Annotated in this window: 10 protein-coding genes and 1 pseudogene; 1 reads left to right on the top strand and 10 read right to left on the bottom strand. The window is 27.2% G+C overall.

Translation table 11 applies throughout. The features are described from left to right. Positions 1 to 10 precede the first annotated feature (10 nt). From ACZ5TJ_RS04220 to ACZ5TJ_RS04180, 9 genes and pseudogenes are all read right to left on the bottom strand, one after another. Positions 11 to 1,078, bottom strand: a complete 1,068-nt coding sequence (locus tag ACZ5TJ_RS04220; protein ID WP_464201536.1) for a BMP family lipoprotein — start codon at positions 1,076 to 1,078, stop codon at positions 11 to 13. Positions 1,079 to 1,191: 113 nt separating this feature from the next. Then, positions 1,192 to 2,034, bottom strand: a complete 843-nt coding sequence (locus tag ACZ5TJ_RS04215) for a DegV family protein (protein ID WP_464201535.1) — start codon at positions 2,032 to 2,034, stop codon at positions 1,192 to 1,194. Positions 2,035 to 2,053: 19 nt separating this feature from the next. Beyond that, complete coding sequence (locus ACZ5TJ_RS04210) at positions 2,054 to 2,515, bottom strand: tRNA (cytidine(34)-2'-O)-methyltransferase (protein WP_464201534.1); 462 nt, start codon at positions 2,513 to 2,515, stop codon at positions 2,054 to 2,056. 185 nt (positions 2,516 to 2,700) lie between these two features. After that, positions 2,701 to 3,718, bottom strand: a pseudogene (gene splB / locus ACZ5TJ_RS04205) (spore photoproduct lyase). A 48-nt stretch (positions 3,719 to 3,766) separates the two neighbouring features. Beyond that, the gene (locus ACZ5TJ_RS04200; protein WP_464201533.1) at positions 3,767 to 4,606 is read right to left on the bottom strand and encodes a Cof-type HAD-IIB family hydrolase; all 840 of its coding nucleotides are present in this window, start codon (positions 4,604 to 4,606) and stop codon (positions 3,767 to 3,769) included. Positions 4,607 to 4,768: 162 nt separating this feature from the next. Next, positions 4,769 to 6,178, bottom strand: coding sequence for a VanW family protein (locus ACZ5TJ_RS04195; protein ID WP_464201532.1), 1,410 nt, complete (start codon positions 6,176 to 6,178; stop codon positions 4,769 to 4,771). A gap of 178 nt (positions 6,179 to 6,356) precedes the next feature. After that, positions 6,357 to 7,313 (bottom strand): glycoside hydrolase family 25 protein, encoded by a 957-nt coding sequence (locus tag ACZ5TJ_RS04190; protein ID WP_464201530.1) that lies wholly within the window; start codon positions 7,311 to 7,313, stop codon positions 6,357 to 6,359. Positions 7,314 to 7,465: 152 nt separating this feature from the next. Beyond that, complete coding sequence (locus ACZ5TJ_RS04185; protein ID WP_464201528.1) at positions 7,466 to 8,992, bottom strand: sensor histidine kinase; 1,527 nt, start codon at positions 8,990 to 8,992, stop codon at positions 7,466 to 7,468. Beyond that, entirely contained in the window at positions 8,982 to 9,683 is a 702-nt protein-coding gene (locus ACZ5TJ_RS04180; protein WP_039311201.1) for a response regulator transcription factor, read from the bottom strand. Before ACZ5TJ_RS04180 ends, ACZ5TJ_RS04185 begins: the two co-directional genes overlap by 11 nt. Positions 9,684 to 9,973: 290 nt before the next feature. Here ACZ5TJ_RS04180 and ACZ5TJ_RS04175 point away from each other — a divergent pair, with 290 nt between their 5' ends. Beyond that, positions 9,974 to 10,771, top strand: a complete 798-nt coding sequence (locus ACZ5TJ_RS04175) for a transposase-like zinc-binding domain-containing protein (RefSeq protein WP_464201527.1) — start codon at positions 9,974 to 9,976, stop codon at positions 10,769 to 10,771. Between the two features lie 292 nt (positions 10,772 to 11,063). Here ACZ5TJ_RS04175 and ACZ5TJ_RS04170 read toward each other — a convergent pair whose 3' ends face one another. Beyond that, a complete protein-coding gene (locus ACZ5TJ_RS04170) occupies positions 11,064 to 11,975 on the bottom strand; it encodes a D-alanine--D-alanine ligase (RefSeq protein ID WP_464201526.1) in 912 nt (303 codons plus the stop codon). Between the last annotated feature and the right edge of the window lie 95 nt (positions 11,976 to 12,070).

Raw genomic sequence — 12,070 nt, 5'->3', positions numbered from 1 at the left:
AGAAAATTTATTATGTAATTGTTTTAAATCCTACAACTTCAAATAATCTAGAGGGAACTTCAATCACTTCTTCTATAACCATTTTCTTATATTTTTCTAAATCTTCCATAGTTTTTTTACTAACGTCTTCTTTAGTCGTTGGTGCATAATCTAACATATTTTCTGCTAAACCAAGTTCTTCTTTATTTCTTATTCCACTTTTAAAACTTCCTTCTCTTGCTTCCTTACAAAGATTAAGCATTGCTTCATCAGTTCTTTTTATCATTGATGATATTATTACATCTTTGTATTCTTTTGCGGTAACTTTTTGGTCTGTATCTACCCCAATTGCTTTTTTACCTTTTTCTTTTGCTGCTTTAAAAACACCTATACCTGCATTTCCTGCTGCTTGGAATATAATATCGCACCCTGAATCATATAAATCAATTGCTTTCTCATAAGCTTTTTTCTCATCTAAAAAACTTTCATTAAATCTAACCATTTTTCTTGACATTAGGCCTTCTAAGGCTTTTTCGTTTACAGTTTTTACGCCTGCTGTAAATCCAGCATAAAACTCATTTCCTATTTTATTATCCATTCCACCAATAAATCCAACTTTGTTTGTTTTAGTTTCATTCCCTGCTATTATTCCCATTAAAAAAGCACCTTGTTCATGCTTAAAAAGAATTGATTTTACGTTAGGTTCATTTACTTCTTCGTCTAGTATTACAAAATTTTTATCTCTTCTTTCTCTAGCTATTTTTTGAATATTTGTTTTAAGCTCTTCTCCTGTTGCAATAGTAATATTATTATGTTCTGCAAAATCTTTAAATATTTTATCTATTCCATCGTTATTTTCTTTTATTTCTTTATATTCTGGCTCAACTTTATACTTCTCTTTTGCTTCTTCTATACCCTTCTTAGACATCTGTCCAAAAGATAAATCATTAAAATTTTCAGATATAAGACCGACTTTTAAAGTATCACTCATTCTTTTCTCATTAAATAAATTACAACCAACTAATACAAAATTTGAGTATAAATAAAATATTATTAATAATAAGATTGATATCTCTTTATTTTTCTTTAGCTTATCCATATATTTTCACCTCAGAATAAATTATTACTATTATATTCCCCTAGAATAGCTTTTTAATGCAAAAAAGAAGCATCAAAAAATTTTGATGCTTCTTTACAATTTATAAAAATATATTATAATTTCTCACTTACAAAGAATACTCCAAGAGCTTTATCTCCTGAGTGTATTCCTACAGAACAACCAACTGGTCCTTCTATATAATCTATATTATGTTCTTCTAGGTATTCTTTTAATCCGTTACATACTTCATCATGATTTACGTTTGCTATAATAACAGGTATATCCTTTCTTATTCCAAACTCTTCCATGTCACTTATAATCTTCTTAACAGCCTTTTTGCTACCTCTTACTTTACCTTTTAAGGAAATAACTCCATCCTTAACTTCAAGTACTAACTTTATTCCAAGCATTCCTGTAACAACACTTACTGCCTTTGGAAGTCTTCCACCTTTAACTAGATTATCTAATGAATCAAAGCTTAAACAGCTTCTTAAATAAGGTTTAATTTCCTCTAACTCTTTAGCTATCTCTTCAATTGTTAATCCTTTATCTCTAAGTCTAGCTGCTTGTAATACAAGTACTCCAAGTCCTGATGTTATTGTTTGAGAATCAACAATTTGAACATCTTCTGTTTCTAGCATTTGTTTTGCAAGACATGCTGATTGGTATGTTCCACTCATTCCTGATGACATTAAAACTGCTAAAACTTTATAACCTTGATTTAGGTATTTTTCGTATGTTTCTACAAATCTATTTGGAACTATTTGAGCTGTTGTTGGGAATACATCTCCATTATCTATTCTTCTAAATACTTCATCCCTATTTATCTCTATTCCATCTAAGTAACTTTCTTCTCCAAAATTTATAAGAACTGGTAGTACTTCTACATCTAATTCCCTTAAAAGTTCTTTAGGTAAATCAACAGTACTATCTGTTATAATCTTAATTTTTTCCATTTCCTCATCCCCTTTTGCTTTATTTCATATTAGGAAAGCCAAATTGTCTTAATGCTTCATATGCAATTATTGCAACAGTATTTGAAAGATTTAAACTTCTTGTGCTAGTTTTAATCATTGGAACTCTTATTCCTTCATGAGCATTATGTACATCATCAGGAACTCCACATGTTTCTCTTCCAAACATAATGAAGTCGCCTTCTTTAAATTCAACTTCATCATAATGTTCTCCACCATGAGTTGTTGCTAAATATATTTTATTTTCCCCATACTTCTTCATAAAGTCTTCATAGCTTTCATGTACTTCAAGATCTAACTCACTCCAGTAATCAAGTCCAGCTCTTTTAACTTGCTTAGAACTAATATCAAAACCTAATGGTTTTATTAAATGTAATTTAGATCCTGTTAAAACGCATGTTCTTGCTATATTACCTGTGTTTTGTGGTATCTCTGGTTGATACATTACTATATTTAAATTCAAAAAATCACCTTCCACTGATAAATAAGAGAAAAATAAGATGAATTTTTCATTCATCTTTTCTCAATTCTTATACGCCTAAAAATTACGTTATAATAAGAATAATACTACAGTAATTATTTTTAGTCAAAGCCTTTGTATTATATTTCAAGCCTTCTTATACTATTATCTTATATATGGTCTTTATATTAAATTATATACTTTATTATACAATTTTTAATGTATTTCCTTAAATTTTCTTCAAAAAATTCTTTTATATCATTAATATTTTCTTTTCTGTATACATATTTTGTATAGCCAAATTGACCATATTTTAGGATTCTATCTTCTTTATCCATAGGAAGCTTGGAATCTGGATAAACACTTAAAATTTGATTCTTTGCTCTCTCAGTATATCTATGAGATATAACTTCAATTTCTATAGATTTATTTTCTCTATCACTGAAAATCTCACCAACAGTTTTTATTAACTCTAAATAATCTTCTCTCCATCCTTCATAAAGAAATACTGGAGCTATTATAAATCCTATATTATATCCATCATCATAAAGTTTCTTTGAAGCTTCTATTCTTTTTTGAAAGCTTTCCGTTCCTCTTTCAAACCCTTCTATTACTTTCTTTGTATTTATACTAAATCTTATAGTTGTATGTCCATTATGTTTTGCCCCTATAAGTGTATCAACATCTGAGAATTTAGTTACAAACCTAAAGTAGCTTAATTCATTTCCTCCAAACTTTTCTATACATTTTCTAAGGGCTCCCGTATATCTTTCAGTTGGAATTGGATCTGATGTTGCTGCACCTTCAAATATAGTTTTCTTAGGAGCTCTTTCCTCAACGTACTTAAATGCTTTCTTTAGTATTTCATCTATATTTACATATACTTTTAGTGTATGGCCTTTTTCCAAGTTGTGTATTTAAATAGCAATATTCACACATACCATTACATCCACTTACAAGGGGAAGCTGATAATTTGCAGATGGTCTGCAACTTTGAAATTCAGTAATCTTTCTTACCCCAACAACTAAAGTTCTTTTTGATGAAACAAATTTTTTAATTTCACTTTCATCTTTTTTTCCTATAACTCTTCCACCTTTATTTATTAAAACTTCTGCGTCACTTTTTTTAAATATATCATATAATTCTTTTCCTAATTTATATTCTAATGCTTTTTCATCAAATACTACTTTATATGGTTTAAACATAAAACCACCTCCCTAAAGTAGTATTTTCATTTTTTTAATTCCTTATAACTACCTAACTTTTAATATAAATTTTTCAAGTGCTTTTCTAACGCCATCATTAGTATTTGTATCTGTAATATAATTAGCTTTTTCTTTAAGCTTTTTTATAGCATTTCCCATAGCTATTCCAAGTCCTGCATATTCAATCATTGAAATATCATTTTCATTATCTCCTATACAAATTATCTCTTTTCTCTTTATACCGTAGTATTCCCCTAAAAATTTAACTGCATTTCCTTTTGATACTCCAAGCTTATTTATTTCAATACTTTTATCTCCAGAAGGATAGCATACTATCCCCTCTATATTTTTTATTTCTTCTTTAAATTTTATAGTTTTCTTAGCCGAAGTTGAGAACATTATGCACTTAGTAACTTCACCATTATATTTTTTTAAAACTTTCTCTATACTATCAGTATTTTTTATAGTTTCAGTATATATAGGAAAGCTTTTATATTTTCTGCCTGGCAAAACTATCTTTGCTATTATATTGCTAATACAACTATTTGTAATTATTCTATCTATAGTATGTAAATGTAATATTACACCACACTTTTTAGCTTTCAATAATAACTCTTTGCATATATCAGTATCGATTTTGCTCCTATATATTACTTCATCTTTTGATTTTTCTTTTATAACAGCACCATTTCCAGCAATAACAGCATCAGATGCACCAATTAAGTCAGAGTAATAAGCTGCATTATTATACAATCTTCCTGTAGTTACAACAACCTTAATACCTTTTTTACTAACCTCTTTTATTACCCTCTTACTTTCTTCTGATATGGATTTTCTTTTTCCAAGTAGTGTTCCATCCATATCAATGCATACCATCTTATATGTCATATCTCCATCTCCACTTACACATATTAAAAATTTACATATTAAAACAAGCTATACAGTTAAGTATAGCTTGTTTTACAGTACATTTTATTCTATTTATATTTTATGAAAATTTAACTATAATTTCCACTTTTATTTATTTAATTAAGTTATTTTTAACTTTTCTTAATTTTTCTTTGTTCCAACTCTTACTTTTTTCGGAATCATTTTATAAGTATCTGTTGATACTAATTCTTTCTTTATAGCTTTTCCATTTTCATAAGTGACTTGATATCCTTTTGCAACATATCCAGTTATTCCAGCAGATTCAACTTTTCTTGTACCTTCTTTTAAGTTTGGATCTTTTATTATTTCTTCTCTTATTGGTATTGTCTTTATTATTTCATTTTCCATTTCATAAGTTCTTCCTTTTAATTCTTTAACATCACCATAAACTTTAAATTCAGTTACTTTATTGTGAGTTATTCCTTGAATATAAATCGGAGTACTATATGTGTTTTTAATTTTGAAATCTAAATATCCCCAAGCTACAGTTGCATCTAATCCTGGTTTTGCGTATCCAACAGTCATTGAGTGATTATGTCTTTCAGCTGGTCTTAAGTTTGCTCTCATTACAGCTCTATAAAGTGCTGATGATACTTGGCATATTCCACCACCAATATCCTTTTCTACTTTATCATTTATATAAACATTACCTTCTTTATATTTACTCTTGTCCCTTTGAGTTGCTTCACTATAACTAAACACTTCTCCTGGCATTAAAAGAGTTCCATCTACAAATTCAGTTGCTGCTTTTATGTTAGCTGATCTATTTGCATCTGATGATTGATATGATGAACTAAATGAACCCATAACACCATTAATTTTAGATAATTCCTCTTTAGTTACTTTAGGTTTATTTTCCTTATACTCTAACTCAACTAAAGTTTCTTTATCTAAATCACCATTTATTTTTTCTTTAAGATTCTTATCTAATTCTTCTTTATTTATTCCATAACCAATAGTTTCAGGTGTTATTGAAATATTTCCACTATTATCTATGTTTATTTTTGCATTTTTAGCTGCTATATTAAACTTCTTAATTATTTTCTCCTCTAGCTTGTTTAATTTTTCATCACTATAAGTAAAGTTAAGTTGAATTTCGTGTTTATTTAATTCTCCTTCTTTTATTAAAGAATTCTTTTTAAATAAATTATTATCTTTACCATAATTAAAAGCTTCTTCTACAGCCTTATCAATTTCAAACTTAGGATCTAATTCTGAATAATCAGTATCATATTCTTTATCCTTATTCTTTACTTTTACAAGTATTTTTTTATCTTGAATTTTTTTTGAAAAACTCTCTTCTAATATAGATTTTCCTTCTTCTTTTGTTTTTCCTCCTAAGTCAATTCCCTCAACTGTCACACCAGGATAAATTTTATTATTCCATTCTTTTACGGTTCCACTTACATATGTAGTATATGCACCTAAACCTCCTAAAATTAATATAATAAGTCCAACACTTGCAATTATTAATTGCTTTTTCTTTTTACTTCCCCCATTAGAAGCAGATCTCTGACCTCCGCTTTTCACTAAGAACTTCCCTCCAATCAATTTTACTATAATTATTATTTAACCTAAAAATACATTATAGGTTAATAAATTACTACAAAAATAACAATTTATTAGCCTATAATAAAAAGTTATAAATAAGTTTTAGAGAATCTTTGTTATAAAAGATTCTCTAAAACTCTAAAAAAACCTCTTTATTTTATGACTTTCTACCATCTAATTTAACTCTACTTCTAACTTGTGATGTCTCTCCATCATAATCAAATGCTTCTATACTTATATCTAGTACTCTACTCTTAGGTTTATAAATTCTCCTTAATGGAATTACAAATCTTGTATCATCTTTATCAACTGTTCCTAGCCAATAATTATCAACAAATATATTGTATCCAAGTAAATCTACATCACTATTCTTATTCCATGAAACATAAATATTTTCATTATCCATACTAGCTGTTAGTCCTTTTACCTGAGCAGGTTGCATTAACAAATCTAAGTTATTTGGACCCCAGTTTGCATCGACTGGATTAGCAACCCCTGTGATTTGTTGTGATTCACTATATTGCCATATTCTCCATCTAGTCCAACCTCCTATATTAGGTGGATAAGGTGGGTTAGAAGGAACATTTGTATACATAGCAATCCATAAAGGCATATTTTTTAATGGATATGTTCCATCTGATAATTGAAAGTTATTATAAAGTTGTATAAAGAATAATCCAGTATAAAGCATCAATCTTCTTCTTGTTTTTTTCTCAAACCTCTTTCTGAATCTATCTATCCACTTTAAAAGTGCATCTGTATCCATTTTTGGTTCTATTGGTGTTTCTACATCTAATACTGGAAATAAATCCCCATATTTTTTTGTACCAAAACCTTGTTGTAAAACATCAATAAAATCATCACATTGTGAATCAGCACTTAATAAGTTAATAGATGGAACTCCAAAATGATATGCTCCAACAGGTATTCCATATTTTCTACTTTCACTTGCAAATTCAATAAACTTTCTATCTACTCTAAAACGTCCACTTCCTGATCCAGAAGATCTTAAATATAAAAAGTCTATTCTTCTAGCTAGCTCAGCAAAATTGACACCTTGGCTATATTCATTCAAATCTATTCCAAATCTACTATTTTCATTCCTATCTTGCATAAATCCTCCATAAAAATACTTACTCTCTCTATATATAAAGTATTAATTTATGCTTGATAAGGTTACATTTAATTCTATAACTTGTATTTTAAATTTAATTTACATTTTCTAATTTAATATATGGTTACTAAAAGATTAAAATTTAGTTACTTTTACACTTTTAACCTAATATAGAAGCTAATATCATTCCCATAACATTCCCCCCATATTTTCCCACCATGCATTTCAACTATATTTTTTGATATTGCAAGACCTAGACCTGAACCTCCAAGTTCAGCACTTCTTGATTCATCTAATCTATAAAATCTGTCAAATAATTTATCAAGCTTAGCTTGTGGAATATTTTCTCCTCTATTTTTAACTGCAATAGTTGCATATCCTTCCTTTACATATACCCCTATAATAACAGCTCCAGGTTTATATGAATACTTAACTGCATTTGTTAGTAAGTTTTCAATTACTCTTACCATTTTCCCAGTATCAATACTAGCAATTATCTTTTGGTCTGTTAAAGTTTTTATTTGATCTATATTATTTTCTTCAAAATATGGTCTCATTTCTTCAGATACTTGTGATACAAAATCAACAAGATTTACTTCTGCTTTATTAAGCTTCATTCCATTATTATTAAGTTTTGTATATTCAAACAAGTCTTCAATTAATGCTTTAAGCTTTTCTGATTTATTATACGCAATATTTAAATACTCATCTCTAGTCTTTTCATCTCCATACTTCTTATCTTTTACAAGACCTATATATCCCATTATAGATGTTAAAGGAGTTCTTAAATCATGCGATACATTTGTAATTAAATCTGCTTTTGTTTGTTCCGAAATTTTCTGTGCATTAATTCTATTGCTTATTTCATCTGCCATATTGTTAACATTTATAGCAATATTAGTTATTTCATCATTTCCTTTTACAGGAATATTATAGCTTAAATCACCTTCTGCTATTATTTTAATTCCTTTAGCTATTTCATCTAAATATTTTGTTTTCTTGTTTGTTGCAAGAAGGAATATTATAATAAACATTATGATAGATAAACTTAATGCTAAAAATGAATTTGATACTTCATATTTTACATATTCAATTTCTGCCGGTGGTATACCATTGTATATCAAATAATACTTGCCATTATTTATATCTAAAGGATATATTATTGTATATTCACTTCCATCAACTTCACTTTTCATATTTCTTGATACATTTTTTAAAGTATTAAATATATCAATTTTTTCTTCTGAAGCATTTTGATTTCTATGAATAACCTTTCCATCAATATCTGTTATATAAATTTTATCTGAAGTACCATTTGCCTCAAACGCTGTAGCAAAAGCTTTTGAATCATTTATATTAAATCCTTTAGACCTTTTACGCTCTTCTATATCATCAACAACTTGCTGAGCTTTTCTTTCAATTCTACTATAATCATATCTTATTTCAGCATTAGTCTTTTCATTTCTAAATAAGTCATTCATAAATATATAAGATAATGCTGATACAGCAAAACATAATCCAAATATAATAACAAGCTCAAATCTTATGCTCTTCTTTACCCTTTCTTCTATATAATAATAGTATTTTTTAAAAACTCTTGCTAACTTGTTATTTAAAAATATGTCAGCTATTTTTATTTTGAATTTCACTTTATCCTTATCATCTTTTTTATTTTTCAATTTTATATCCAACCCCCCAAACAGTCTTAATAAATCGTGGATTTCTTGGATTTTCCTCTATCTTTTCTCTTATTTTTCTAATATGAACCATTACTGTATTATCTGATTCCATATATTCTTGATTCCAAACACTTTCATATATATTTACCATAGAGAATACCTTGCCTCTATTTTTAGCAAGTAAAACTAATATATCAAACTCTGTTGGAGTAAATTTAATACTATTTTCCCCAAGGAAAACTTCATGTGTATCTAGTTTTATTACAAGATCATCTATTACTACAGTTAATTCATTTTCTTCCCTACTTTGATAGTTATTAAATTTCTTGTATCTTCTAAGTTGTGACTTAACTCTTGCCATAAGTTCTAATGTATTAAATGGTTTGCTTAAATAATCATCAGCACCCATGTTTAATCCTAAAATCTTATCTACATCTTCTGATTTAGCTGAAAGCATTATTATAGGAATTTGACTTTCTTCTCTTATCTTTAAACATGTTTCTATACCATTAAGTTTTGGCATCATAACATCTAATATAACTAAATCTATATCATTACCTTTTAAAAGATATAATGCCTCTTCTCCATCTTTAGCCTTAAGCGTTTCATATCCTTCACCTTTTAAATATATTTCAACTAAATCTCTTATTTCTTTCTCATCATCTACTATTAAAATTCTCTCTTTTTTCAATTTATAGTCTCCCTTCACACTATTACTAAAGTGTTATATTAATTATAAAAATCACTTCTTAAATAATTTGCTATTATTTTCTTAACAAATTCTTAAACTTTTAATTTATACTTTAAATTCTAATTTTCTCCATTTTATATGTAAATTCTAATTATATCAAGAACTAATTATATACCTATTATATCTCTATTTGCACATTATAAATATAACTCTTATCTTAATGTTCTAATTAATTGTTGTTATGTTTATATCTCTATTTTTTTGTCTATAATTTAATGAGGTGAATATTTATGAGAAAATTTAAGGAATGTCCATTTTGTTCTTCTTCAGAATTTATAAAGTATGGAAAATATAATAAAATCCAAAGATATAAGTGTAAAAATCAATCATGTAATAAAACTTTTTCTGACTGTACTAATACAGTCTGGTATAATTCAAAAAAATCTACAGAACATTGGTATCAATATTGCAAATTAATGTTCTCTGGAAAAACAATACGTGAATGTGCTTCAAAATTAAATATTTCAATAAATACATCATTTCAATGGAGACATAAAATTTTAAATAAACTTCCAATATGCAACAAATCTATTTATTTAGATAACTATATTGGATTTAAAAATATTTATTTATATGAAAATTTCAAAGGAAAGAAAAACTTATATTTACTTAATCAAAATAGAAAAAAAGTATTTATTTCAGTATGCGTAAATGAAAATAAAACCTCATTTGCTCAAATAATATCTAAAGATATATTAAATCAAAAGAAATCTTATAGGTTAATAAAAGATAAATTAAACTTCAAATCTCAAGTAATAGGATTTTTAGATAGGTATGCAATTTCTATATCAAAAAGGTTAAATAAAAATCTTATGAAATTAAAAGGATATTCAAAATTAAAGGAAATTGAGTTGCGTAATTTGACTAATTTATTTTGTAGAAAATTACGAATTTGGTTAGCATTTTTCAAAGGGGTTGCTACCAAATATTTAGACTCATATCTATATTGGTTTGTTCATATATTTGAAAATTCTTTCTCAAACAAAATAATATCTTCAAAACTTCTAAGTGCAATTTTTTGTTCTTAAATTTTTTAGTCCATTCCATATTTACTTAAAGTATTTGATTGTATAGGACAAGCAATTTCATTTAATATTTATTCATTCTCCCAACTACTTTGCTTAAATGTAATACTACATACTACGACAAAATATGCGATATTCCAACTTTAATTTCACAATGCTTTTAACCCTATAACAACATTTATTTAGAACATCACACTATGCAGATAATTAAACATATAATTATAAATATCCCCTAGTACATATACTAGCATATATAAAAACCAACCTACACTTATTATGTAGATTGGCTTTTAAATTATCTTTTTTCTTTTAAAGATGCTTCTATTATATCGTCTATAAGTCCACTATATGATATATTTTTTCCTGCAGCACTTTTTGGGAATAGGCTATTCTTAGTCATTCCAGGTAAAGTGTTAACTTCTAATATATAAGGAACTTTATCTTCTGTAATTATCATATCAACTCTTGCATATACTGCACATTTTAACGCTCTGTAAGTATCAAGAGCCATTTTTTCTACTTCATTGTGAAGTTCTTCTTCTAAATTTATAACAAATTCATCTGCTCCACCATCTTTATATTTAGCTTCGTAATCAAAGAATTCTGAATTAGGCTTAATAGCAACTACAGGATACATTTCATCACCAAATACAGGGCAAGTTATTTCTTCACCTTTGATGAATTTTTCTATCATTACTTCACTATCCCATTTAAAACCTTCTTCTACTGCATGTAATACTTCATCTTTTTCTTTAATTATAAATGTTGCAACACTTGATCCACCATGAGTTGGCTTTATAACGACTGGATATCCTAACTTTTCTATTTCTTCATAATCTATTTCTTCAACACTTCTTAAGTTTATCCAAGGTGCTGTTCTTATACCTGCAGCTTTTAAAAGACTTTTTGACATATCCTTATCCATGCATGCTGCACTGCTTAATGGACCACATCCTGAGTATGGTATATCTAAAACTTGTAATACTGATTGAACAGTTCCATCTTCACCAAATTGACCATGAAGAGCTAATAATGCAAAGTCTATTTTTTCTTCTCTTACTTTGTTTATTATATCCTCTTTTTTGTCTATTACAATCTTAACAACATCATATTTGTTTTTATCTATATTTTCTAAGATTGATTCTCCACTATTTAATGATATCTCTCTTTCTGATGAGATACCCCCCATTATTACTCCAACTTTCATATTTTACCTCCAAAATAACTATACACTTTAAATATGTGTTTTTGACTCTATTATTTTAACCTATATTAATATTATAATAAATAGCATTAATAAAT

The organism is Clostridium budayi, from assembly GCF_055396605.1.
Note: the sequence above shows the minus strand (reverse complement) of the source record. Positions and strands in the feature narration are given on the sequence as shown.

What these genes read in the sequence shown, in the direction of transcription:
- ACZ5TJ_RS04215 (WP_464201535.1), bottom strand. Translation starts at nt 2,034, where the DNA reads ATGGAAAAAATTAAGATTATAACAGATAGTACTGTTGATTTACCTAAA.
- ACZ5TJ_RS04220 (WP_464201536.1), bottom strand. Translation starts at nt 1,078, where the DNA reads ATGGATAAGCTAAAGAAAAATAAAGAGATATCAATCTTATTATTAATA.
- ACZ5TJ_RS04175 (WP_464201527.1), top strand. Translation starts at nt 9,974, where the DNA reads ATGAGAAAATTTAAGGAATGTCCATTTTGTTCTTCTTCAGAATTTATA.
- ACZ5TJ_RS04200 (WP_464201533.1), bottom strand. Translation starts at nt 4,606, where the DNA reads ATGACATATAAGATGGTATGCATTGATATGGATGGAACACTACTTGGA.
- ACZ5TJ_RS04170 (WP_464201526.1), bottom strand. Translation starts at nt 11,975, where the DNA reads ATGAAAGTTGGAGTAATAATGGGGGGTATCTCATCAGAAAGAGAGATA.
- ACZ5TJ_RS04190 (WP_464201530.1), bottom strand. Translation starts at nt 7,313, where the DNA reads ATGCAAGATAGGAATGAAAATAGTAGATTTGGAATAGATTTGAATGAA.